Raw genomic sequence first — 23,485 nt, 5'->3', positions numbered from 1 at the left:
TCGCCTGGCGTTTCCCAATTTCATTTGCGCAAAAAAGCTCCCGCACCTGCTTTCGCAGGCCGGGAGCTTTTTTTCTGTTACAGCACAAGCCATTCCATCCGGAACTGACCCGCTCACGTCCGCCCCGGCGGACCGGGGATAGTCATGAACGATTTATATTGATTTCTTCACGAACGATTACTCGTTGTCGTCACCGTACAGCTTAACCAGCTTGGTCAGGTACTCGTAACGCTCCTTAGCCTCTGCCTCGTTTCTAGCGAACAGGGTAGCTGCTCTCTCCGGATTCTTCATAGCCAGAGATGCGTAACGAACCTCGCCCTTTAAGAAGTCCTGATAGCCTTCCATGTTCGGAGCCTTGCTATCCAGGGTGAACTTCTTCTCAGCAGCCGGGTTGTAACGGAAGTTGTTCCAGTAACCGGTCTCAACTGCCAGTTTCTCCTCGGTCTGAGCTTTGCTCATGCCCTTCTTGATACCGTGGTTGATACACGGAGCGTAAGCCATGATCAGGGACGGACCCGGATATGCCTCTGCCTCAGCGATAGCCTTAACAGTCTGAGCATAATCAGCACCCATAGAGATCTGAGCTACGTATACATAACCGTAAGACATTGCGATGCTTGCAAGGTCTTTCTTCTTGGTCTCTTTACCGCCAGCTGCGAACTGAGCTACAGCACCAGTCTTGGTAGCCTTAGAGGACTGACCGCCAGTGTTGGAGTAAACCTCGGTATCGAATACCATAACGTTGATGTCCTTACCGGAAGCAAGGATATGGTCTACACCGCCGAAGCCGATATCGTAAGCCCATCCGTCACCACCGAATACCCACTGGGACTTCTTAGCCAGATAGTTCTTGTTAGCTACGATGTACTTGCAGGTCGGGCAGTCAACGCCTTCCAGAGCTGCAACTAACTTGTCGGTAGCGGTACCGTTGGTAGCACCTACGGTGAAGGTATCTAAGTACTCTTTGCATGCAGCCTTAACTTCCTCAGAAGCGTTCTCGTTCGCTGCAACCTGCTCAACCTTCTCCTTTAACTCATCACGGATTGCGTTCTGAGCCAGTAACATACCGTAACCAAACTCTGCAGCATCCTCGAACAGGGAGTTATCCCATGCCGGACCCTGGCCCTTAGCGTTTACGGTGTAAGGAGTAGACGGTGAAGAGTTACCCCAGATAGAAGAACATCCGGTTGCGTTGGAGATGTACATTCTGTCACCGAACAGCTGGGTGATCAGCTTAGCGTACGGAGTCTCACCACATCCAGCACATGCGCCGGAGAACTCAAGTAACGGCTGTTTGAACTGGGAACCCTTAACGGTGGTCTCTTTGAATTTAGCAACAACGTCCTCTTTGATCGGCAGGGTTACTGCGTAATCAAAGGTCTTCTGCTCGTCAAGGTGCTTGTCAAGCTTATCCATGGTAAGAGCCTTCTCGCCCTTCTTGCCAGGACATACGTTTGCACAAGAACCACAACCGGTACAGTCAAGTGCAGATACAGCGATGGTGAACTTGTACTGCGGCATACCGGTTAACGGTAAGGTAGCGCCCTCAACCTTAGCAGCCTCTTCCTCGGTCATAGCAACCGGACGGATTGCAGCGTGCGGGCAGACATAAGAACAGAAGTTACACTGGATACAGTTCTCGGAATTCCAAACCGGAACGTCTACAGCGATACCACGTTTCTCGAATGCTGCAGAACCGGACGGGGTATTACCATCTACATACTCTTTGAATGCAGATACCGGTAAGTTGTTACCTTCCTGAGCGCTGACTTTGGTCTGGATGTTGTTAACGAAATCAACAACGTCTTTTCTGTCGCCGGAAACGGTCTTGTAATCAAGTCCCTCATCCTCGCAGTTCTTCCAGCTCTCCGGAACCTCTACCTTAACAACGCCAGTTGCACCAGCATCGATAGCAGCCCAGTTCTTCTTAACAACGTCCTCACCCTTACGGCCGTAGGTCTTCTGAGCAGCAGCCTTCATCAGGTCGATTGCTTTCTCCTCCGGAATGATACCGGTCAGTTTGAAGAATGCGGACTGTAAGATGGTGTTGATACGGGTCGGACCCATGCCGGTCTCGATACCGATCTTAACACCGTCGATGGTGTAGAAGTTGATGTTGTGATCAGCGATGAATTTCTTCATCTGACCCGGAAGGTGCTTGTCCAGCTCCTCGTGAGTCCACGGGCAGTTTAACAGGAAAGTACCGCCGTCAACCAGCTCCTGAACCATGTTGTACTTACGAACGTATGCCGGGTTGTGGCATGCTACGAAGTTTGCCTGATGGATCAGGTAGGTGGATTTGATCTTCTTATGACCGAAACGAAGGTGAGACATGGTAACACCGCCGGATTTCTTGGAGTCATAATCGAAGTAAGCCTGAGCGTACATATCGGTGTTATCGCCGATGATCTTGATGGAGTTCTTGTTAGCACCTACGGTACCATCTGCACCAAGACCCCAGAACTTACAGTTAGTGGTTCCTTCCGGAGTGGTAACAAGCGGAGCACCTACCGGCAGGGACAGGTTGGTAACATCATCTACGATACCAGTGGTAAATCTCTTGATGGTGTTGTTCTCATAGATAGCAACGATCTGAGACGGGGTGGTATCTTTGGAACCAAGACCATAACGGCCGGAGAAGATCTCAACCTGGTCGAACTTGCTGCCCTTTAATGCTGCAACAACATCCAGGTATAACGGCTCGCCTAAGGAACCTGGCTCTTTGGTTCTGTCAAGAACAGTGATCTTCTTAACAGTATCCGGGATAGCTGCGATCAGAGCCTCTGCGCTGAACGGTCTGTAAAGACGAACTTTAACAACACCAACTTTAGCACCGGTAGACTTTCTCATGTAATCGATGGTCTCCTCGATGGTATCGTTAACGGAACCCATAGCGATGATAACCTGCTCAGCATCCTCAGCGCCGTAGTAGTTAAACAGTTTGTAGTCGGTACCGATCTTAGCATTTACTTTGTCCATGTACATCTGTACTACTGCCGGAAGAGCATCGTAGTAAGAGTTGCATGCCTCACGAGCCTGGAAGAAGATATCCGGGTTCTGTGCGGAACCTTTCTGGGACGGGTTGTTCGGGTTTAATGCTTTTGCACGGTATTCTGCAATTGCATCCCAGTCAGCCATCTCAGCCAGATCGTCGTAATCCCACTCTTCGATCTTCTGGATCTCATGAGAGGTACGGAATCCATCGAAGAAGTTGATGAACGGAACTTTACCTTTGATTGCAGACAGATGAGCAACCGGAGTTAAGTCCATAACCTCCTGTACGCTGGACTCACACAGCATAGCGCAGCCGGTCTGACGGCATGCATATACGTCGGAATGATCGCCGAAGATGTTCAGAGCGTGAGAAGATACTGCACGTGCAGATACATCGATAACGCCCGGTAACTGCTCACCAGCGATTTTGTACAGATCCGGGATCATCAGAAGAAGACCCTGGGAAGCGGTATAGGTAGTGGTCAGAGCGCCTGCTACCAGAGAACCGTGAACAGCACCAGCTGCACCAGCCTCAGACTGCATCTCAGTGATCTGTACTGTACGGCCGAAGATATTCTTTCTGCCTTCAGTAGCCCACTCATCCGTATGCTCAGGCATTACGGAAGACGGAGTAATCGGGTACATAGCTGCAACTTCGGTAAATGCGTATGAAGCATGAGCAGCGGCCTGATTACCATCCATGGTTTTCATTTTTCTTGCCATTTGATTATCCTCCTACAAATGTGAATATGCTTTTGCCCGGTAAAACCGGGAAGTTTCCAGTGAGAAAAATGCACCGGAAAGAGAAGTCTCCTCGCATAAGGAGACTGACCTGTGTATATTATAGCAACTTTTTATCGATTTGCAAACACGAAAACAGGAAATTCGCGTATTATTTTGCATACAATCTGCCCAAAACCAAAGTTAGCAATTGCTTATTCCTGGATTTTCTGTTAAAAAAAGAAACAGAAGCGCTGCAAAAAAGCGCTTCTGTTTTGTTAATTTTTCTACAGGTCCGGATTTCTTTTCCAGTTTGTTTTTACACACCCGGATTCGGTGCGATCGTCGGTGCATTGCCAGAATCGACTGCTGTCGGCGCATTTCCGGAGCTATTGCCACCGGAGCTGCTGTTGCCGGAATCGGCTGCTGTCGGATGGGATACCTGCTGCTGGGATGCTGCCGTTGTCTTGTCTGCGGCTGTTGTCTTGTCCGCGGTTGTGTGAGAAGCTGCCGTGGTTGCTGCCTCACTGGCCTTATGGCTTTCTCCTGCAGAGGAAGAGCCCGCTGCTGCACTGGATGGTGCTACGGTAGTTCCATCTGCTGCAGAGCTAGAAGCATCTGCTGCGGACGATGCAGCTGCTGCCGTGGTACCGCTGCTGTTTCTTAATACAACCGGGGTATGGCCCTTATAGGTGACGCTGTGGTCTACATCCTGGCTGACCACCTCTCCGTTTTTCGTTACGATCAGGCGGGTTTCCCACTTGCTGCCCTTGCTTCCTGCACTCTTCACCTTTTCCGTGCCAGGTGCAAGTGTCGGATCCTCCTCGTAGGTCGGAGCCGGCGGGTCGGTCTCGCTGAGCTTTGTGGACTTTAAGGAATGGGTCACGCCATCCTCCAGCACCGGGATTCCATAAATGGATACCGTACAGGTCTGATTGTAATAGCTTGCGCGGATACCGATGGCCGCACTGGAGTTATTCACGAACTTGTAATCCGGTCCACCCCAGCTTACGGTTGCATCGGTTCCCGGCGTTACATAGGAAGGCTCAAAAGTATGGGAACGGCGCATGGTCGTCTTCAGTCCTGCCTTCACGACTGCATTGTACATGGTGGAGGAAACCTGGCAGACACCGCCGCCAATCTCCTGTACCACTTCACCGTTATTGTAAGCTGCGGCTGCCTGATAGCCCTTCGCCTCGGTACGCTCTCCCACCCGGTTGTTAAAGGAAAACTCCTCTCCCGGCTGGAGCACAATGCCATTGATTGCCCGCGCTGCCAATTTTACATTGGTGTTTCGCTTCTGGTTTGCAGTTGTATTGGTCGTAAAGGTTCCGATCGTTTTATATTTTTCCCTTGCGGTTGCCTCGGAAAACTCCGGTTCTACCTCATTTACCGTCGCTGCAATGGATGCACTGAAATCCTTGCGGTTTAAAGCCGCCTGGATATCCGTCTTTAACTGTTCCTGGTCTACTTCCAGACCATTCTCTGCCCCTTTAAATAAAAACTTATCGTTCTGAGAATCATACTCAGAGATGGAACCGTTTTTTGCTTTTTTATTCCAGAGTGCTGCCACGCTCTCCGCCTCTTTTGCAACGGCCTCCTCCAGACCAGTCGTATCCAGCGTATAGCTTTCCTTTGGCTCTCCAGTATAGATTTCCTGTAAAAGCGCATCAACCTTTGCAGACATGAGATCGTTTACATCGTAGCTCTGGTCCTGCCAGGTCACCTTCATGGCCCATGGGAAGTCCTTTAAGATCGCAGCCTTTGCCTCCTCGCGGGACATACCGGTGATATTGATGCCGTCCACCGTTACTTCTTTTTCCAGCTCTGTCTCCGGAACCGTGATTTCCGTTTCAGCCTCTGTCTGGCCTGGTTTTGAACCGGTTACCTTCTTTATTAAAAGCGTAACGCAGAAAATAGCCAGGATCAAAACGACACCGGCAATGGCAAGCTTCACAAAATCCGGTCCCTTGCCGCCGCGTCTGCCGCCCCGCCGCCCGGAGGAAGGTCTTCTTGTTTCATTATAATAACGGTCTGTTCTGGAAGATGCAGATGTTCTGCTTCCCGTGCTGCGTCTTGCAGTGCCAGCCGTAGTTCCCCTTGCAGCTGTGCTTCGCGGAGCGGTACTTCTGGACGATGTCCCTGCACTGCTTCTTCCACCTGTAGCCGATGTTCTTGTCTGTCTTCCAGCAGAAGTGCTTCTTCCGCTGCCGGAATAGGAACTGCTTCTGGCCCTGGAGCGCCCTGTTCCGGAATTTCTGCCATTCTCGTACTGATTCATGATTTCACCTGTGTTTCTTCTATAATAATCTTTACGCTCATAACGCACTAAGACAGTATAACATATCCGTTCAAAAAAAGAACCACTAATTTTTAGAAAAAACAAGGAATTTTTTATTATATTTTTTGACGGTAATTTTCCCTTCCCAGCACGTCATTTCTTGTATTTCTGCATTGAATCTGTATTTATTTCCGTACATTTTTGGAAATTCTGGCAATTGCAGGATTGTTAAAGTTTTGCTATACTTTTGCTTGTCAAAAAGATAACCAAGTAAGTAAAAGCACATAGGAGGGATCCTAAATGAAAATTCAGAATATCAACGACGTAGAAAGCTTCTTCAAAATCATCGATCAGTGCAAAGGACCGGTTGAGCTGGTATCTCCGGAAGGTGACCGCATCAACTTAAAATCCAAGCTGTCCCAGTATCTTTCCATGGCAACCATATTCTCCAACGGCTATATCAAAGAGCTCGACATTGTTGCCCAGGACAAAGAAGATATTGACCGTCTGATCAAATATATGTATCAGGGCGAATAATTTTTACAAACGGCACCGCATTCCTATGGCGGTGCCGTTTTTTTGCAGAATCCAAAAAGCTAAATTGTTTTCGCAAAACCGGAAACAGTGACAGGCCACATCTCATATGATGGATTGTAAATATCTTTTCGGAGGCTTTTCATATGAGCGATCTGGCTGCAACAAACTGTGGATGTGGATGTGACTGTAATTCAGGAGGAAATGGCTGTAACATTATCTGGCTGATCCTGATCTTATGCTGCTGTGGCGGCAGCGGATTTGGTTCCGGATGCGGATGCGAACATAATAACGGCTGTAACTGGATCTGGATCATCCTGCTGTTATGCTGCTGTGGCGGCGGCAATGGCGGATGTGGAGGATTCTGCTAGTATCTTTCGCATATGCAGGAACTATGACAATAAACGCGCTCTGAGACGTATGCGGGCGCAATGCCAGCATGCACTGCCTGACACGACACGCATGTGAACACAGCGCTCTCAAAGCTTCCCCTCCCGGACTGGTGGGGAAGCTTTTTTAACGGTCCTTATCCTCTTCTTTATTTTTGTTCTTCTTTATTTTGTTCTTTTTCCTTCACTTTTTCTTTCTGCTTCTCTTCTTCCAGAAATAGTTTCCGTCCACGCAGACAGGCTTCACACTCTTCATCAATCTCATATACTGCATTTCCATCTATGATCAGTCTCGTTTTCATTCCATCACTCCGGCTCCTGGACCGGATTCTTTCTGATTGCCTGCGCAAAACATAAACAATCATGCTTCATCCAGTTCAGGTCAGTTTCTCTTCTACTCTATGATATGCACGTATGCTTCCGCATGATATGGGATTCCACTGCATATACTGTTTCAAAAAGACAAGGACGTTGCTGTTCGTTCACGCATTGTGCATACAGCAACACAAGGGTTCTTTTATGAATGAAAAGAATGAAAACCAGTTCAAAATGACGGACTTTGATTATTTAACAGCGGACCCCAGGCTGCAGATGTTAAAGGCTGCCATTCCCTATCTTCCAGTTGCACAGCAGCGGGTCTTCTCTCTCTTTGTAAAGGTTCAGGAGGTAAAACGGGCACAGTCCATCTTCGAGGAAGAAGAGGTCTCTGCCATGGGGCTCTCTCCTTCTGCCCCAAAGCCCACAACTCCCATGCAGCTTTTGCAGATCATCAAACCGTATGCCAGTCCGAAGGAACGGGAAATGATCGAGATGCTGGAAAATTTTCAGATCATCAAGGAGGTATTATGAACACAGGTGAATGGAAAAATGATCCAAGACTTGCAAATATGGACCCGGTCAAGCTGCAGTACATAGAAACCCTTGCAAAACAGCTCTCTTCCCAGTCAAAAGAACAGCTTCTCCCAGCCCTGCTCTCCCTTCAGGCGGATGCAAAAAAGAACCGCATTTCTTTCACTGATGCAGAAACGGAGCTTCTGGTTTCCATCATCACGGCAAATATGCCTCCCGATGAAAAAAAGAAGATTGAAATGCTGCATATCCTCGCAAAAAAAATGGCTGCCAGGTCCTCCTGACAGCCATTTTCGAAATTCTTATTTGCAAACGATGTTGATGATCTTGCCCGGTACGTAGATTTCTTTTACGATGGTTCCGGTGATCTTGTCTGCAACAGCCTCTTTTGCTGCTGCAAGGGCAACCTCTTTGGAAGCGTCTGCCGGAATGGTCACAACGCCTCTTGCCTTACCGTTGACCTGAACACCGATGGAAATCTCATCATCCTTCATGGCTTCCTCGTCGCACTCCGGCCACTGAGCGTGGAATACGCTGTCGGTGCCGCCGAGCTCCTGCCAGATTTCCTCGCCGATATGCGGTGCAAACGGAGCAAGTAAAACAGTGAAAGTCTTTAAGGTCTCTTTATCGATACCGCCGGTCTTCTTCGCCAGCTCGATCAGCTTGTTGTTGTACTCCATGAAACCGGATACCACAGTATTTAAGCTGAACTGGTTGAAACGCTGCTCGATATCGAATACCAGTTTATGACGCAGACGAACCATCTCTTTGGTCTCAGCTACATCTTTATCCTTGCTGTCCTGAACCAGGTTCCAGAAACGGCTTAAGAAACGGGAAACACCCTCGATACCGCGGTCATCCCACTCTGCATCCAGTTCCGGCGGTCCTACGAACAGCTCATACATTCTCAGTGCGTCACAGCCGTAATCTCTTACGAGGTCATCCGGGGAAACCACGTTTCCTTTGGACTTACTCATCTTGATACCATTCTTACCATTGATCATACCCTGGTTGAACAGCTTCTTGAACGGCTCATCGAAATCTACGACTCCGATGTCGTGCAGGAACTTGGTGTAGAAACGGGAGTAGAGAAGATGCAGCACTGCATGCTCTACGCCGCCGATGTACATATCAACCGGCAGATACTTATCAGCCTTCTCTTTGGAAACCAGCTCTTTGTCGTTGTGGTTGTCCACATAACGCAGGAAGTACCAGGAAGAACCAGCCCACTGCGGCATGGTATTGGTCTCTCTCTTTGCCGGTCCTCCGCACTGCGGGCACTTGCAGTTTACCCACTCATCGATGGCAGCAAGCGGTGACTCACCGGTACCGGTCGGCTGATAACTCTCAACCTCCGGAAGACGTAACGGAAGCTCCTCTTCCGGAACCGCTACGTTGCCGCACTTCGGGCAGTGAACGATCGGGATCGGCTCACCCCAGTAACGCTGTCTGGAGAATACCCAGTCACGCAGCTTGTAGTTGACAGTCTTCTTACCAAAGCCCATCTTCTCGATCATTTCCGGAGCTTCTTTCTTCAGTACGGAAGACTCCATACCGTTCCAGTCGCCGGAGTTGATCATGGTGCCGGATGCCTCGGTATAAGCCTCGGTCATGTTCTCAATCTCTTTGCCGTCTTTTGCGATAACCTGGATGATCGGGATGTTAAACTTCTTAGCGAACTCGAAGTCACGGTCATCGTGAGCTGGTACGCACATGATCGCGCCGGTACCGTAATCTGCCAGTACATAGTCGGACAGCCAGATCGGAACCTTTGCACCGTTTAACGGGTTGATCGCATAGCTTCCGGTGAATACGCCGGTCTTCTCTTTGTCCTGCATACGGTCTACGTTGGAACGCATGGAAGAATCGAAGATGTATTTCTCAACAGTCTCTCTGGTCTCGTCGGTAGCCAGGCTCTTTGCCATAGCATGCTCCGGAGCCAGTACCATGAAGGTAGCTCCGTGCAGGGTATCCGGGCGGGTGGTGTAAACGGTGATCTTCTCATCTCTTCCCTCAACCTGGAAATCAACCTCAGCACCGTAGGATTTGCCGATCCACTCGCTCTGCATCTTTTTCACCTTCTCCGGCCAGTCAAGCTTGTCCAGATCGTTTAAGAGACGGTCCGCATAAGCGGTAATCTTTAACATCCACTGACGCAGGTTCTTCTTGGTAACCGGGGAACCACAGCGCTCGCAGCAACCGTTTACTACTTCCTCGTTTGCCAGACCGGTCTTACAGGATGGGCACCAGTTGATCGGGAACTCTTTCTCGTAAGCAAGGCCTTTCTTGAACATCTGTACAAAGATCCACTGGGTCCATTTGTAGAACTCCGGATCGGTAGTATTTACTTCCATATCCCAGTCGTAAATTGCTGCGATCTCGTTGATCTGGCGTTTGATGTTCTTGATGTTCTCAGCGGTAGATTTTGCCGGATGAACGCCCATCTTGATCGCATAGTTCTCTGCCGGAAGACCAAATGCGTCCCAGCCCATCGGATGGATGACATAATGGCCCTTTAACATCTGGTAACGGCTCCATACGTCGGAGATAACGTAGCCTCTCCAGTGACCTACATGAAGTCCGCTGCCGGACGGATACGGGAACATATCCAGGCAGTAATATTTCGGCTTTTTGCCGTCATTGACATTGATCGGGTTTTTCTCCCAGTTTTCACGCCACTTTTTCTCAATAGCGCTATGGTTGTAACTTGCCATGATTCTTCCTCCTGATTGCTTTTTAAGGAATGAAAGCAATAAAAAATGCGCCTCTGGACTTAGTGTCAGAGACGCAGGATATTCTTTCGCTTTTGATCCTTACGCGGTACCACTCTGCTTCATGCTTTCGCATGCGCTTTTGATCCGATAACGGCGGATGTCCGTCCCGGCCTACTTTCCACTAGAAACGCAACGGTATGAATACGAAACCATTACGAAACGAAAAGGGTTCGGCGGGCTGCTCCGAGACCAGTTTCTGCGCACATTCTTACTGTCTTGCACCTTCCGGCAGCTCTCTGAAAAGTCCGTCACGCATACTTTTTCCCTTCATTGCATTTTCCGTTACTATTCATAGAAACGAACGGTAACATTTCCATGCCTTTTAATTTAGCATAATTGGAAATCTGTGTCAAGGGTGGATTTCGTCATGCTTCCGTGCGCATGTGCACGGCAACGGGATTTTGCCGGTGCTTTGGCAGGTCTTTGTTTACTTTTCATACTGCCCCAGATCAATCTCGCCGGAGAATACCTCCACCGCCGGTCCGGTCATAAACACATGTCCGCTCTCGCGGTCCCAGGTGATCTCTAAGTTTCCGCCGATCAGCTGGACCTCCACGGTATCCTCTACCAGTCCCAGCATCATGCTCGCAACGGCACTGGCCGTCGCTCCGGTTCCGCAGGCCCAGGTTTCCCCGCTACCCCGCTCCCAGACACGCATCTGCAGATGGGTCCGGTCGATCACACGGATAAACTCACTGTTCACCCGGTCCGGGAAGCGCTCATGCATCTCATAAGCCGGTCCGATCTTCTCTAAATCCAGGCAGTCCACATCGTCGACATAATAAACGGCATGCGGATTTCCCACATCGATTCCGGTAAATTCCAGGATTCTTCCTTCGATCTGGATTTTCTCCGGCAGCTCACTGGTCAGTTTGGGAATCCCCATATCTACTTTTACGGTTTTGACTTTTCCGTTTTCCACCTGCATATCCAGATATTTGATGCCGCCAAGGGTTTCCACGGAGATCTGCGGCTTGTCTACAATTCCATGATCATACGCATATTTTCCGACGCAGCGGATGCCGTTTCCGCACATGCTGCCCTCGCTTCCATCTTCATTGAACATCCGCATGCGGCAGTCAGCCACCTCAGACGGGCAGATGAGGATCAGGCCATCGGAACCAATGCCAAAATGACGTTCACTCACCAGCTTTGCCACGCGCGCCGGATCCTCCACGGTCTCCTCAAAACAGTTCACATAGACGTAATCGTTTCCGATTCCCTGCATTTTTGTAAATTTCATAAACTCCTCCAACTGTATTTTTTTATTTCTGTAAATCATCTGTCTGGCACAGCCAGCATCTGCAAAACGTTTGCAGGATCTGCCACCTTCTCCTTACATCAGACTGATGACCATCTGGGCCGTCTCCAGCATATTGGTCCCGCTGTCCATGCTGCACTTTTGTATGTAGCGGTGTGCCTCTTCCTCTGTCATGTTGTTGCGCTCCATAAGAAGGGCCTTCGCCTGGTTGATGATGGCCCGTTCCTTCTCATCTCTCTGCTTCGGCTGCTGGCGCAGCTTCTTTCTGCGTCTCGCCTGCGCCTGGACGATCATCTCCAGTGTTCCGACCAGATCATGCACCTTTAAGGGCATCGGCAGGCAGACCACTTGCTCCGGGGTACCGGCCGACCATTTGCTTGGGGATGAGATCATCAGCATACTGAATTCCGGGCTCATGCAGTCATGAAGCTCCGAATACAGCATATCCGTCAGACGGTAACCGCACACAATGATCCCGCTGTTTAGATCATCCAGCTGAGACAGTACCTGCGCTCCGGAGGTGCATACAGCGATCACTGGAAAGCCGTTTCTCAGCAGTATGTTTTTTATGCTTTTTGCGTCTTCCGGCTTGGAAAATGCCACAATGATATTCGCCAAACTACTCACCTCCAGGTTTTGTTATCCGGTGATTCTGAAAGCTGTTTCCATAACCAGACATGGCCGGATCAGAACTTATACAAATATTCCTGAACCTCCCAGTCCGTTACCTCTGCACGAAATTTCTTCCACTCTGAATTCTTTGCTTCAAGATATTTGGTATAAATGTGGTTTTCAAGCAGCTCTTTTGCAAAATCACTGCCGGCAAAGGCATCGATGGCTTCTCCGAGCGTCTGCGGCAGCTGCTCGATACCAAGGCTGCGGATTTCCTCGTCTGTCAGGGCAAACACGTTTCGGTCCACACTCGGCGGCGGGGTCATCTCTTTTTTGATGCCATCCAGGCCAGCTGCAAGGCAGGCTGCAAGTGCCAGATACGGGTTCACGGCAGAATCCGGACAGCGCAGCTCAATGCGGGTGCTGTCACCCTTGGAGCTCGGGATGCGGATCAGGGCACTGCGGTTTGCCAGGGAAGACCAGGCAATGCAGACCGGTGCATCATAGCCCGGGACCAGACGCTTATAAGAATTAACAAGCGGATTCGTCAGAAGCGTGATTTCCTTAATGTGAGCCAGAATTCCAGCCATAAACTGGTATGCCACCTTGCTCAGGCCAAGGCTGTCACTCTCATCCACAAACATGTTGTTGCCGTGTACATCGCCCAAAGACATATTGATGTGCATGCCGGAACCATTTACGCCAGCCTTTGGCTTCGGCATAAAGGTTGCATGGAGTCCATGACGCTTTGCAATGGTCTTGACTGCCATTTTAAAGGTCATGATATTGTCAGCCGCCATCAGGCCTTCGGTATATTCCAGATCGATCTCATGCTGGGCCGGAGAGATCTCATGGTGAGAAGCCTCCACCTCAATATCCATATCCTCCAGATTCAGGACAATGTCCCGGCGCACATTTTCAGCCAGATCGATCGGACCTACATCAAAGTAGCTGGCATTTTCGTGGGTATTGGTGGTCGGTCTTCCTTCCTCATCGGTATGGAATAAGAAGAACTCACACTCCGGCCCCACGTGGAACTCATAGCCCATATCAGCGGCCTCTTTTAATACCTTCTTTAACACATAACGCGGGTCCCCCTCAAACGGCTCGCCATTCGGGCGGTATACATCGCACATCAGGCGGGCAACCTTACCCTGCTGCGGTCTCCACGGAAAAATCGCAAAGGTATCCAGATCCGGGTACAGGTACATATCGGATTCCTCGATCCGGACAAATCCTTCTATGGCAGAACCATCAAACATGCAGCGGTTGTTTAATGCCTTTTCCAGCTGGCTTACCGTGATCGCTACATTTTTCAGCATTCCAAAAATATCTGTAAACTGAAGGCGGATGAACTCCACATCTTCCTCCTCCGCCATGCGGATAATATCTTTTTTTGTATATCTGCTCATGCCAATCTCCCTTCCATGATATGATGATACCAGGAACAAAAGGCCGGAAATCCGGTGCAAGCTTGCTCGCATGAGGATTTTTGACCTTTTGACTCCGACATGATCATATGAAATCAAAGAAACGAGGGCACCAAGAAAGCCGCATTCACGGCTTTTCTGAAACGCCCTCGTTCCGTTACGTCCCATTGCACCAACAACAAAGGGATTTTCATGTTACTGATGATAACAGCTTCCCTCTTTTTTGTCAACATGAGACTATTTCTGTTTCCTATGTCAAATATTCTTATCTGGCATAACTTTTTATTATTGCAGCCATTGCACATTCCTGTAATGCCCTACGGTCTAAGGTGTGCCAGAACTTGCATTATTTTTTGTAGCTCAAAGCCCGGATCGCATTCAGTATCGCAAGCACCGAAACACCAACATCGCCAAATACTGCTGCCCACATGCCTACATAACCAAGTGCAACCAGGACCAGCACCAGGATTTTTACCGCGATTGCAAAGATGATATTCTGTTTCACGATCCCTACGGTTTTTCGGGCAATGCAGATCGCATCTACGATCTTGGACGGCTCATCATCCATGATGACTACATCGGCTGCCTCCACTGCCGCATCGGATCCGATTCCGCCCATAGCAATGCCGACATCTGCACGGGCTAAAACCGGCGCATCGTTGATGCCGTCCCCGACAAAGGCCAGCGTCTTTCCTTCCGGCTTTTCTTTCAGAAGCTGCTCCACCTTTGCGACCTTATCGCCCGGGAGAAGGTTTCCAAATACATGGGTAATCCCAATGGATTCTGCCACCTTTTTGCCAACCTCTTCTTTGTCTCCGGTCAGCATGACCAGCTTATTTACGCCCTGCTTCTTTAACCCTGCCAGCATAGCCGGAACATCCGGGCGGACACTGTCAGAGATCACGATACAGCCTAAATAGGTGTCCCCCTCTGCAAGATACAGGGTGGTCCCAAGGACCGCTGCAGGAGTATCCACCTTCACCTTCTGGCTGTCCATCAGCTTCTGGTTTCCAATGTACAGATTCTTCCAGACCCCATCTTTCAGGATCTGCGCATGGATACCATGGCCGGAGATTTCTTCCACTTCATCGATCCGGCTGGTATCTGCCTCTTTTCCATAAGCCTTCTTAACCGACAGCGCGATCGGGTGGTTGGAATTGTACTCTCCAAGTGCAGCCAGCTCCAGAAGTTCTTCCCTGCTGCCATGCACCGGTGCAACATCAGTCACTTCAAATTTACCGGTTGTCAGGGTACCTGTTTTATCAAACACTGCCGTATCCAGACTGCCCATGGCTTCCAGATAGTTGCTTCCTTTCATAAGAATGCCCTGTCTGGATGCTGCCCCAAGACCGCCAAAAAAGCTCAGCGGAACAGAAATAACCAGTGCGCACGGGCAGGAAACAACCAGAAAGCTGCACGCACGGTAAACCCAGGTACTCCATGCCCCACCCAAAGCAAGCGGAGGAAGCACCGCCAGAAGTGCAGCTAAGATCACAACTGCCGGTGTGTATACACGGGCAAAGCGGGTGATAAAGGCCTCTGCCTTTGCCTTTCTGGAGCTTGCGTTTTCCACCAGCTCCAGGATCTTTGCTACGGTTGAATCATCAAAGAGCTTTGTGGTCTGTACCTTTAAGACACCGGTTAAGTTGATCGAACCGCTCACGATATTCTGTCCGGCATTTACCTCTTCCGGCATCGATTCCCCGGTCAGAGCCTTGGTATCCAGTGTGGAGCTTCCCTCCAGCACAATACCGTCTAACGGGACCTTCTCTCCCGGCCGGATGATGATGGTATCACCAATCTCCACCTCGTAAGGATCGACCTGCTCTTCTGCGCCATCTCTTAACAGATTGGCATATTCCGGGTTGATATCCATCAGGTCGGTAATAGACTTTCTGGATTTATTCACCGCATAGTCGTTGAAAAGCTCACCAACCTGATAAAACAGCATGACCGCAACCGCCTCTTCCAGGGAGCCGATTGCAAAAGCGCCAAACGTAGCAATGGTCATCAGAAAATTTTCATCGAACACTTGCCCGTTTTTTAAGTTCCGGCAGGCACGCAGCGGAATATCATAGCCTGCTGCAAGATACGATAATACAAATGGGATCCAGGCCCAGGAAACCTTTTTTTCCAGACTCATGGCAATCACAAAGAAAACGGCACTGACCGCAAGGCGGATCACCATTTTTTTCTGTTTTTTTGTCATAGATTTTCCTTTCCGTGCGAGATTAGAATAGCCAGACTAACGAAGCACTTTAAATTCAGCCTCCGGTTCAATCTTTGCAGCCACGGCTCTTGCTGCCTCAACCAGCTCGTCTTCTCTGCCGTCCTCTACTTCCATAATGAGACGCTGGGTCATAAAGCTTAAGCTGGCGCTGTTCACGCCATCTAATTTTTTCACGCCCTCCTCAATCTTTGCAGCACAGTTTGCACAGCATAAACCCTCTAATTTGATGATCTTCTTCATGATATGATCTCCTTTTCTATCATTTTCTTTTTGTATTTTTATTATTTTCATTTTCCACTGCGTCCTACTCGCTGATATGCTCCATGCCCTGAGCCAGGATTGCCTGGATATGGGCATCGGCCAGCTTATAAAATACGGTTTTTCCGTCGCGCCGGAATGATACCAGACGCATCTGCTTTAATACCCTGAGCTGGTGGGAAATCGCCGACTGCCCCATCTGCAGCAGTGTTGCAATGTCACAGACACACATTTCCGACTGGCTGAGGACGTACAGGATTTTGATCCTGGTAGAATCCCCAAACACCTTAAAAAACTCTGACAGGTCTAAAAGCTGCTGCTCGTCCGGCATGACGCCTTCCACTTTTTTCACGATTTCCTCATGAACATGCATGAATTCGCAGGAGCCCTCTTCCACTTCCTGCTCGATCTGGATTTTTTCCGCCTCAGTCATAGCATTCCTCCGTTTCTGCATTCGCATGAACAACTATTCATATGTTTATATTACCACATATTGTGTGAATGTCAAGCAAATATAACAATTGATCATAAAATAATGGACCGTGGAAGTTGCCTTCGGCAACTTCCACGGTCCTAATACTTCAATAATAATGTTTAAATTGTTTACTTCAGCGCATCTGCCATCGCTTTCATGGCTTCTCTGGTGTCTTCATGCACTGCGGATTTGATGGTTACCACCTGCTCCAGGACATGGATATCCTTCATCGGCTCTAAGATGCCGCGCATGATCTTTGCTGCGAGCGGTGCCCAGGAACCGTTCTCAATGAGTCCAACGGTACGCTTCTGGAAATTTTTGGATTTTAAGTGCAGTAAAAACTCTTCCATGCACGGGAATACGCCGCCGTCGTAGGTTGCTGCTGCCAGCACCAGACGGTCATAGTAAAATGCCTTGCGCACTGCCAGAGAAACGTCGGTGCGGGCCAGGTCGAAGATCTCTGCCTCTTCCCCATTTGCCCGGAGCATTTCTGCCATCTCCTCTGCTGCCTGTGCGGTATTGCCATGAATGGAGGCATATGCGACCATTACACCATGCTTCTCAGGCTGGTAGGTGCTCCAGGTCTGGTATTTTCCGATATAGTGGCCCAGGTTTTCTTTCAAGACCGGGCCGTGCAGCGGGCAGATCATCTGGATGTCCAGACCAGAGGCCTTCTTTAACAGGCCCTGTACCTGCACGCCGTATTTTCCTACAATGTTAAGGAAGTAGCGGGCTGCCTCTTCATCCCACTCCTCTTCTGCATCCAGTGCACCAAATTTGCCAAAGCCATCTGCAGAAAACAGGATCTTCTCGCTCTGCTCATAAGCTACCATAACCTCTGGCCAGTGGACCATCGGTGCCATAAAGAACTGCAGGGTGTGTGCGCCAAGACTTAAGGTCTCACCTTCTTTTACAACAACCTTGCGGTCTGTCAGGTCCATCTCAAAGAACTGGTCCATCATCGCAAAGGTTTTTGCATTTCCTACGAGCTTTGCCTCCGGATAACGGTCTGCAAAATTCTTGATGTTTGCAGCATGATCCGGCTCCATATGGGATACGACCAGATAAGCTGGTTTTTTGTCTCCAAGCACTCTGGCCAGATTTGCAAACCACTCATCGGTTGCCCGCTTATCTACGGTATCCATTACCGTTATCTTCTCATCCATGATCACATAAGAGTTATAGCTGACCCCATTCGGGATTGGGTACTGGCTCTCGAAAATATCCAGTGTTTTATCATCTGCACCTACATAAAGAACCGCATCGGAAATTGAAATATCTTTCATAATTACTCCTCCTGATTTTTCGCTTTTTTCATTCTGGTTTTTTTGCTTTTCTCATTATAATTCCGCCCAAAAGCCACGTCAACTTTCATTTTGTTTTTCCATATTTTTTTCCATACGGTAGCGTTCTACCATTTTTACGATATCGTGTTTCGTATAGGGCTTTTCGATAAAACCATACGCCTGGATTTTCCACGCCTCCAGTGAAAAGCCCGGGATACTGGACATCAGGACCACTGCCGGAGCTGACTCTAGCTTATGAAGCTCCGAGGCCAGGCTGATGCCACTGATATCTGGCATTACAATATCCGTAAACACCATATCTACCGGATTTTCCTTTACAAATTCCACAACCGCCACTGCTTCCTCAAAAGTCCCGAGCAGATTGACTCCCTCCATATTCTGGAAAATGTATGTGATCTTCTCCAGCAGATCCGACGCATTGTCCACCGCAACTACATTCACTGTCATAATTCTTTCCCCCGCTTCCTCATTTGCTTCCTGAACGCGCATGCATACCCGTTGTCTTTCCTTCCTGCTTTCAGCCTGTCTCCGGCTTCCATATACGGTTTTACAAACCACCCATTTCCCAGCCTAGCGATTCCAGCCCGGAAATCTTGGCACACTGCAGACTGGCTTCTCCAGCAAAAGAGCTTCCACAGCTGCACGGTATTCCTCCATCCGCTGGGCCTTGCGGATCTTTTTCATAGGCTTTGCGCTGTCCTCAAACGCTTCGCCCAGATAGGTCCAGAGCTCCTTCATTTTAAATAGTACATTCTTGTCTCCGGGAATGGCTTTCCGGTATCCCTCCAGCACATCCTCATGGAACGCCCGGATCCGGGCTGCCGTAAGAAGTGTCCCTTTATCCGTTTCAGAAAGCCGGGCTGCATCCTCAGCCAGTGCCGGATTGGTTAAAAGCCCGCGCCCCAGCATCACGGCAGACACCTTCGGATAGGCATCCGCAAACCTTTTTATATCATCACCGCAAAACAGATCCCCATTGTAAATAACCGGATTTTTACTTTCCTGTTCCGCAAGGGCAAACGCTTCCATATGCGGATGATTTTTATAGTAATCCGTCTGGACCCTTGGGTGGATGATCAGGTTTTTTAAGGAATAGCGGTTATAAATAGAAAGCAGCTCTTCAAATTCTTCCGGATCCGATTTTCCGATCCGCGTTTTTATGGACCATTCCATATCCAGCCTTTCGATGCCATCTGAAACCCGGTACAAAAATTCATCAAGCGCAACCGGATATTCCAGAAAGCCCGATCCGCGTTTTTTTACCACCACCGTACCAGACGGGCACCCCAGATTCAGATTGGCCTCCCGGTATCCAAGCTCCTTCAGCCGCTCTGCAGCCCACAAAAAATCATCTGCCTTGTTGGTCAGGATCTGGGGAATGACCGGAATCCCCTCATTGTGCTCCGGAAGCACATCCTGCAATTCCCGCGGAGTCAGCTTCCGTGTCTGGTTTGGGGAAATAAACGGCGTGTAATACTCCTTTATTCCATGAAAGTGCCGGTGATGGGCATTCCGGAACACATAGCCGGTAATGCCCTCCATCGGCGCAAATAAGTACTCCATATTTGTCTCCTGTATACTTCACATTTCAAATCTGCAAACAACAACGGTTATTTCTTATGCTCCATCTGCGCTCGTGCCTTGCGGGCAACCTGGGCGGCTGTATTCATTGTGCTGCCGCGTACGATCATGCCATTGCCAAAGCGCTTGCGGATATCATCGACCGCCCCGTCGACCATTTTCTGCTTCTCATGCTTTCTGTCGTCCTCAAACATCGACATCTGCCAGAAATCGTCTGACGTCAGATCCGTTAAGGAAAGGCCGATCAGGCGCAGGGGCTGGCATTTCCAGCATTCATACAGCAAGGTCTTTACCTGCGCAAAGATTTCTTCCGTCACATCAGTAGGATTTGCAAGCTTTTTTTGATGCGATTTTGTCTTAAAGTCCAGCGTCCGGTAAGTAACACCTACACAGCTGCACTTTTTCCCATCACGACGCATTCTGGCAGAAACCACGTCGCACTGGGCCAGCAATATCGCAAAGGCCTGTTCGTAGGTCACAAGGTCTTCCTCTGTCGTCGTTTCCGCACTGTAGCCTTTGGCTTCTTCCCGTTCCGCCCGGACCGGGGAATCGTCGGCGCCATTTGCATACTGATGCATCTGATGCCCGGCCTTCTCCCCCAGCAGGCGTTTCAGTCCATCCTCCGGATAATGCGCCAGCTCCCCGATCGTTCTGATCCCAGACTGCACAAGCTTCTGCTCGGAAGCTTTCCCCAGAAACAAAAGATCCCGCACCGGGAGCGGCCACATTTTTGCCGGGATTTCGGAAGGAAACAGGGTATGGACTTTATCCGGCTTTTCAAAATCCGATGCCATCTTTGCCAGAAGCTTATTTGTTCCAATTCCTATGTTAACGGTAAATCCAAGCTCATCGCGGATCTTATCTTTGATCTCATGTGCCAGTGCCACCGGGTCCGGATAGACCAGGTGCGTGCCGCTCATATCGAGGAAAACTTCATCGATGGAAAATGACTCCATAACGGGTGCATAGGAAGCACAGATATCCTTAAAAGCATGGGAACATCTTTCATAAAGCACAAAATCACCCGGCACACAGACAAGTCCCGGGCATTTTTGCAGTGCCATGGACACGGGTTCGCCCGTAGTCACCCCATATTTTTTCGCCGGAATCGACTTTGCCACAACAATGCCGCGCCGCGACTTCGGGTCCCCGCCAATGCAGGACGGAATCTCCCGAAGATCGGGCAGGCCCTCCCGGACACGCTTTGCCGCCTCCCAGGATAAAAATGCGCTGTTTACATCAACATGAAAAATCAACCGGTCCATATATGATCTCGCCGCTCCTATCGTATATCGTAACTTGTTTCCAATGTTCTCACTTTTTTCACCTGCTACTGTTTGCGGACACGCGCCCAGTCCTCGGGTAGATGCATCGATCACGGTTACGCCCATGCCGCTACTGTTTGCGGACACGCGCCCAGTCCTCGATGACAGCAAGGAACCGTTCCCCGTATTTCGCATATTTGTGTTCGCCTACGCCGGACACATCCAGCATTTCTTCCCGGGAAGCAGGTGCCTTCGCAGCCATGTCAATCAAAGTCTTGTCATTGAAAATAATATAAGGCGGTACGTGCTCTTCCCGGGCGATCTCCAGGCGGAGGGTACGAAGTTTATCAAACAGCTGAAAGCCGGCAGAGGTAAGTGCTTCCGTTCCTCTGGCTGTTTTCTTCGGTTTTGCCGTTTTCTCCGGCATCTTATCCTCATCGGTGATCTTAACCAATACCTTGGTATCCGGATCTTTCAGGGCGCTGATATCTCCCATCCGGATCACCTGGTAGTCTCCAACCTGCAGATAACCCTCCAGCACCAGCTGGTCCACCAGACGCCGCAGCAGGTTTCTTTTAAAGGAAGCCAGAACCCCATAGGACTTATATGCATTTGCCCCGATCTCCGCTAATCGTGCGGTCTTTGCTCCCACCACCGTATCGATGATGATCGTCTTTCCATACCGGCCCTTTGCTTCATAGACACAGTTTATGATCTGCCTGGCCGCCTGCGTCATATCCAGCGTTTCAAATTCCCGCAGGCAGTTGCCGCAATCCCCGCAGGGCTTTCCCGGGTTTTCTCCAAAATATTTTAAGATATAATTACGCAGGCATTCCGTTGTATAGCAGTAGCGTTCCATGACCAAAAGCCGGCTCAGATCCCGCTCCTTCACCGTTTCCCAGTCTGCATAATCGAGATCCGACAGGTCTTTATGGTCTAACAGAAAGCGGTTGATCGCGATATCCTGCGGCGAGAACAGCAGGATACACTTGGAATCCAGTCCATCCCTTCCCGCTCTGCCAGCCTCCTGGTAATAATTCTCCATGCTCTGCGGCATATTGTAATGAATGACAAACCGGACGTTCGACTTATCGATTCCCATACCGAACGCGTTGGTCGCAACCACGATACTGGTATAATCGAATACAAAATCATCCTGCATCTGCTTTCGCTGGGCCGCACCCATTCCGGCATGATATTTCGCAACCGAGATGCCTCTGCCCTTTAGCAGTTCATACAGATTGTCTACATTTTTTCTCGTTGCGCAGTAAATGATCCCACTGTCACCCGGATGTTTTCCAATATAATCTACAATATACTGGTCTTTATTTTTTGGCTTGTCCACCTGGAAAAATAAATTTTCCCGGTCAAATCCAGTGATCAGCGTATAGGGATTGACCAGTCCAAGGGTGCATACGATATCCTCCCGCACACGCTCTGTCGCAGTCGCCGTAAATGCACTCATAACAGGCCGTTTGCCCAGAAGGTTTACAAATTCCACGATTTTCATGTAGCTTGGCCTGAAATCCTGTCCCCACTGCGAAATACAATGGGCCTCATCGACCGTTACCATGGAAATCTGGACTTCTCTTGCAAGGTTTAAAAATCCATCGGTGAGCAAACGCTCCGGCGCGACGTAAATGATCTTATACCGGCCCTGTCTTGCCTTATCCACGGTCTCAAAAAAAGCTTTCTCCGACAGTGCACTGTTGATGTATGCCGCAGAAACGCCGGCCTGGTTCAATGCCTTCACCTGATCCTGCATCAGCGAGATCAGTGGTGAAACAACGAGCGTAATGCCAGGAAGCAGGACAGCCGGGATCTGGTAGCAGACGGACTTTCCGGCCCCGGTCGGCATGACAGCAAATGCATCCCTTCCAGATAAGATACTGTCGATGACTGACTTCTGCCCAGGCCGGAAGGAATCGTATCCGAACAGAACTTTCAAGGCCTCCTCCGGCGTATGGTATTGCGTTTCCTGCTGCGAGGAATCTTCATAAAAATTTGCCGGATCATAATCCTGCATTGTTTCCGGACCAGCCCCGGCATACTGGTCTTCGTATTGGTTTTCATACTGGTCTTCGTATTGGCCTTCATAGTCCCCGGCCATTTCAAACAGGATTTCCCAGGATGGATCGTCCGGGTACCCATCCTTTGTATTCGGATTGTTGCTCATGATAACTCCCACTTTTTTCTGAATCATTATGTACTGTACAACATTGTGAACTACATTGGCAATTGAATTACCGAGCATCTGATTACGAAGCATAGCTCCGTAGTTTCAGAGGTGCGTCCATGACACCCTTACTGCTACCCAGGTGGGTTACACAGCTACTTTTATTGTTTTTGTACTGCTCAGCCCGGTTACGGGCATATGGCAGACTGTGAAGCTTCTGGTTGGTTTTCCTTCCCAGATTTTTTTCTTTACGAATCCCCTTTATATCTCCAATTACAACCGTATGAATAAGAAAGTGAAAAATATTCTCTCCCAATAATGAACGTTTTTCCTGCATTATCATAACAAG

Annotated in this window: 20 protein-coding genes and 1 other annotated feature; of the genes, 4 read left to right on the top strand and 16 right to left on the bottom strand. The window is 49.4% G+C overall.

The annotated features are described in order from the left end of the window. Window positions 1-177 precede the first annotated feature (177 nt). Complete coding sequence (nifJ, locus tag DW922_RS10730; protein WP_118726529.1) at window positions 178-3,717, bottom strand: pyruvate:ferredoxin (flavodoxin) oxidoreductase; 3,540 nt, start codon at window positions 3,715-3,717, stop codon at window positions 178-180. Window positions 3,718-4,033: 316 nt separating this feature from the next. Further along, complete coding sequence (locus tag DW922_RS10725) at window positions 4,034-5,995, bottom strand: VanW family protein (protein ID WP_118726528.1); 1,962 nt, start codon at window positions 5,993-5,995, stop codon at window positions 4,034-4,036. A 300-nt stretch (window positions 5,996-6,295) separates the two neighbouring features. On the opposite strand from DW922_RS10725, the gene DW922_RS10715 reads away from it, so the two are divergent. Together DW922_RS10715 and DW922_RS10710 are read left to right on the top strand one after the other, a co-directional pair. After that, a complete protein-coding gene (locus tag DW922_RS10715) occupies window positions 6,296-6,532 on the top strand; it encodes a polya polymerase (RefSeq protein WP_118720554.1) in 237 nt (78 codons plus the stop codon). 143 nt (window positions 6,533-6,675) lie between these two features. After that, window positions 6,676-6,900: a chorion class high-cysteine HCB protein 13 gene (locus DW922_RS10710; RefSeq protein ID WP_118720553.1), complete on the top strand. Its 225-nt coding sequence runs from the start codon at window positions 6,676-6,678 to the stop codon at window positions 6,898-6,900. Between the two features lie 167 nt (window positions 6,901-7,067). Here the strand turns inward: DW922_RS10710 and DW922_RS17675 are convergent, their stop codons facing one another. Continuing rightward, window positions 7,068-7,220: a hypothetical protein gene (locus DW922_RS17675; RefSeq protein WP_182436895.1), complete on the bottom strand. Its 153-nt coding sequence runs from the start codon at window positions 7,218-7,220 to the stop codon at window positions 7,068-7,070. Window positions 7,221-7,437: 217 nt separating this feature from the next. Between DW922_RS17675 and DW922_RS10705 the strand changes: the two genes are divergently transcribed. Then, window positions 7,438-7,767, top strand: coding sequence for a hypothetical protein (locus DW922_RS10705; protein WP_118726526.1), 330 nt, complete (start codon window positions 7,438-7,440; stop codon window positions 7,765-7,767). Next, on the top strand, window positions 7,764-8,051 hold the full coding sequence (locus DW922_RS10700) for a hypothetical protein (RefSeq protein ID WP_118726525.1): 288 nt from the start codon (window positions 7,764-7,766) through the stop codon (window positions 8,049-8,051). Before DW922_RS10705 ends, DW922_RS10700 begins: the two co-directional genes overlap by 4 nt. Window positions 8,052-8,069: 18 nt before the next feature. On the opposite strand, the gene leuS is transcribed toward DW922_RS10700, so the two are convergent. The 13 genes from leuS to DW922_RS17815 form a co-directional block, all read right to left on the bottom strand. After that, a complete protein-coding gene (gene leuS, locus DW922_RS10695; RefSeq protein WP_118726524.1) occupies window positions 8,070-10,481 on the bottom strand; it encodes a leucine--tRNA ligase in 2,412 nt (803 codons plus the stop codon). 64 nt (window positions 10,482-10,545) lie between these two features. Continuing rightward, window positions 10,546-10,821 (bottom strand) — a binding site (T-box leader). Window positions 10,822-10,968: 147 nt separating this feature from the next. After that, entirely contained in the window at window positions 10,969-11,784 is an 816-nt protein-coding gene (gene dapF, locus DW922_RS10690; RefSeq protein WP_118726523.1) for a diaminopimelate epimerase, read from the bottom strand. 93 nt (window positions 11,785-11,877) lie between these two features. Then, window positions 11,878-12,420 (bottom strand): ANTAR domain-containing protein, encoded by a 543-nt coding sequence (locus DW922_RS10685; RefSeq protein ID WP_118726522.1) that lies wholly within the window; start codon window positions 12,418-12,420, stop codon window positions 11,878-11,880. A 68-nt stretch (window positions 12,421-12,488) separates the two neighbouring features. Further along, window positions 12,489-13,826, bottom strand: coding sequence for a type I glutamate--ammonia ligase (glnA, locus tag DW922_RS10680; protein WP_118726521.1), 1,338 nt, complete (start codon window positions 13,824-13,826; stop codon window positions 12,489-12,491). A 364-nt stretch (window positions 13,827-14,190) separates the two neighbouring features. After that, window positions 14,191-16,053, bottom strand: coding sequence for a heavy metal translocating P-type ATPase (locus DW922_RS10675; RefSeq protein WP_118726520.1), 1,863 nt, complete (start codon window positions 16,051-16,053; stop codon window positions 14,191-14,193). A 36-nt stretch (window positions 16,054-16,089) separates the two neighbouring features. Continuing rightward, complete coding sequence (locus DW922_RS10670; RefSeq protein ID WP_118720539.1) at window positions 16,090-16,314, bottom strand: cation transporter; 225 nt, start codon at window positions 16,312-16,314, stop codon at window positions 16,090-16,092. 64 nt (window positions 16,315-16,378) lie between these two features. Further along, the gene (locus DW922_RS10665) at window positions 16,379-16,765 is read right to left on the bottom strand and encodes a metalloregulator ArsR/SmtB family transcription factor (RefSeq protein ID WP_118541015.1); all 387 of its coding nucleotides are present in this window, start codon (window positions 16,763-16,765) and stop codon (window positions 16,379-16,381) included. A 170-nt stretch (window positions 16,766-16,935) separates the two neighbouring features. Then, entirely contained in the window at window positions 16,936-18,093 is a 1,158-nt protein-coding gene (locus DW922_RS10660; RefSeq protein WP_118726519.1) for an FprA family A-type flavoprotein, read from the bottom strand. Between the two features lie 78 nt (window positions 18,094-18,171). After that, entirely contained in the window at window positions 18,172-18,561 is a 390-nt protein-coding gene (locus DW922_RS10655; protein WP_118726577.1) for a response regulator, read from the bottom strand. 123 nt (window positions 18,562-18,684) lie between these two features. Continuing rightward, window positions 18,685-19,677 carry a tRNA-dihydrouridine synthase family protein gene (locus DW922_RS10650; RefSeq protein ID WP_118726518.1) on the bottom strand — a complete coding sequence of 331 codons (993 nt, stop codon included), beginning with the start codon at window positions 19,675-19,677 and terminating at the stop codon, window positions 18,685-18,687. A gap of 47 nt (window positions 19,678-19,724) precedes the next feature. After that, entirely contained in the window at window positions 19,725-21,107 is a 1,383-nt protein-coding gene (locus DW922_RS10645; protein ID WP_243032175.1) for a DNA polymerase IV, read from the bottom strand. Beyond that, window positions 21,091-23,136 (bottom strand): DNA helicase RecQ, encoded by a 2,046-nt coding sequence (recQ, locus tag DW922_RS10640; RefSeq protein ID WP_243032174.1) that lies wholly within the window; start codon window positions 23,134-23,136, stop codon window positions 21,091-21,093. The genes DW922_RS10645 and recQ overlap by 17 nt, the downstream gene beginning before the upstream one ends. A gap of 82 nt (window positions 23,137-23,218) precedes the next feature. Beyond that, window positions 23,219-23,485: hypothetical protein (locus tag DW922_RS17815; RefSeq protein WP_207666301.1), on the bottom strand; the 267-nt coding region annotated here is incomplete at its 5' end.

This window comes from Clostridium sp. AM42-4, assembly GCF_003480105.1.
Classification (GTDB): Bacteria; Bacillota; Clostridia; order Lachnospirales; family Lachnospiraceae; genus Brotaphodocola.
This window is presented reverse-complemented; position numbering and strand designations above follow the sequence as displayed.

Coding starts and splice junctions, on each gene's coding strand:
- DW922_RS10660 (WP_118726519.1), bottom strand. CDS start 18,093: ATGAAAGATATTTCAATTTCCGATGCGGTTCTTTATGTAGGTGCAGAT.
- DW922_RS10650 (WP_118726518.1), bottom strand. CDS start 19,677: ATGGAGTACTTATTTGCGCCGATGGAGGGCATTACCGGCTATGTGTTC.
- DW922_RS10710 (WP_118720553.1), top strand. CDS start 6,676: ATGAGCGATCTGGCTGCAACAAACTGTGGATGTGGATGTGACTGTAAT.
- recQ (WP_243032174.1), bottom strand. CDS start 23,136: ATGAGCAACAATCCGAATACAAAGGATGGGTACCCGGACGATCCATCC.
- DW922_RS10725 (WP_118726528.1), bottom strand. CDS start 5,995: ATGAATCAGTACGAGAATGGCAGAAATTCCGGAACAGGGCGCTCCAGG.
- DW922_RS10675 (WP_118726520.1), bottom strand. CDS start 16,053: ATGACAAAAAAACAGAAAAAAATGGTGATCCGCCTTGCGGTCAGTGCC.
- nifJ (WP_118726529.1), bottom strand. CDS start 3,717: ATGGCAAGAAAAATGAAAACCATGGATGGTAATCAGGCCGCTGCTCAT.
- DW922_RS10715 (WP_118720554.1), top strand. CDS start 6,296: ATGAAAATTCAGAATATCAACGACGTAGAAAGCTTCTTCAAAATCATC.
- DW922_RS10665 (WP_118541015.1), bottom strand. CDS start 16,765: ATGACTGAGGCGGAAAAAATCCAGATCGAGCAGGAAGTGGAAGAGGGC.
- DW922_RS10700 (WP_118726525.1), top strand. CDS start 7,764: ATGAACACAGGTGAATGGAAAAATGATCCAAGACTTGCAAATATGGAC.
- DW922_RS17675 (WP_182436895.1), bottom strand. CDS start 7,220: ATGAAAACGAGACTGATCATAGATGGAAATGCAGTATATGAGATTGAT.
- DW922_RS10705 (WP_118726526.1), top strand. CDS start 7,438: ATGAATGAAAAGAATGAAAACCAGTTCAAAATGACGGACTTTGATTAT.
- glnA (WP_118726521.1), bottom strand. CDS start 13,826: ATGAGCAGATATACAAAAAAAGATATTATCCGCATGGCGGAGGAGGAA.
- DW922_RS10655 (WP_118726577.1), bottom strand. CDS start 18,561: ATGACAGTGAATGTAGTTGCGGTGGACAATGCGTCGGATCTGCTGGAG.
- DW922_RS10670 (WP_118720539.1), bottom strand. CDS start 16,314: ATGAAGAAGATCATCAAATTAGAGGGTTTATGCTGTGCAAACTGTGCT.
- leuS (WP_118726524.1), bottom strand. CDS start 10,481: ATGGCAAGTTACAACCATAGCGCTATTGAGAAAAAGTGGCGTGAAAAC.
- dapF (WP_118726523.1), bottom strand. CDS start 11,784: ATGAAATTTACAAAAATGCAGGGAATCGGAAACGATTACGTCTATGTG.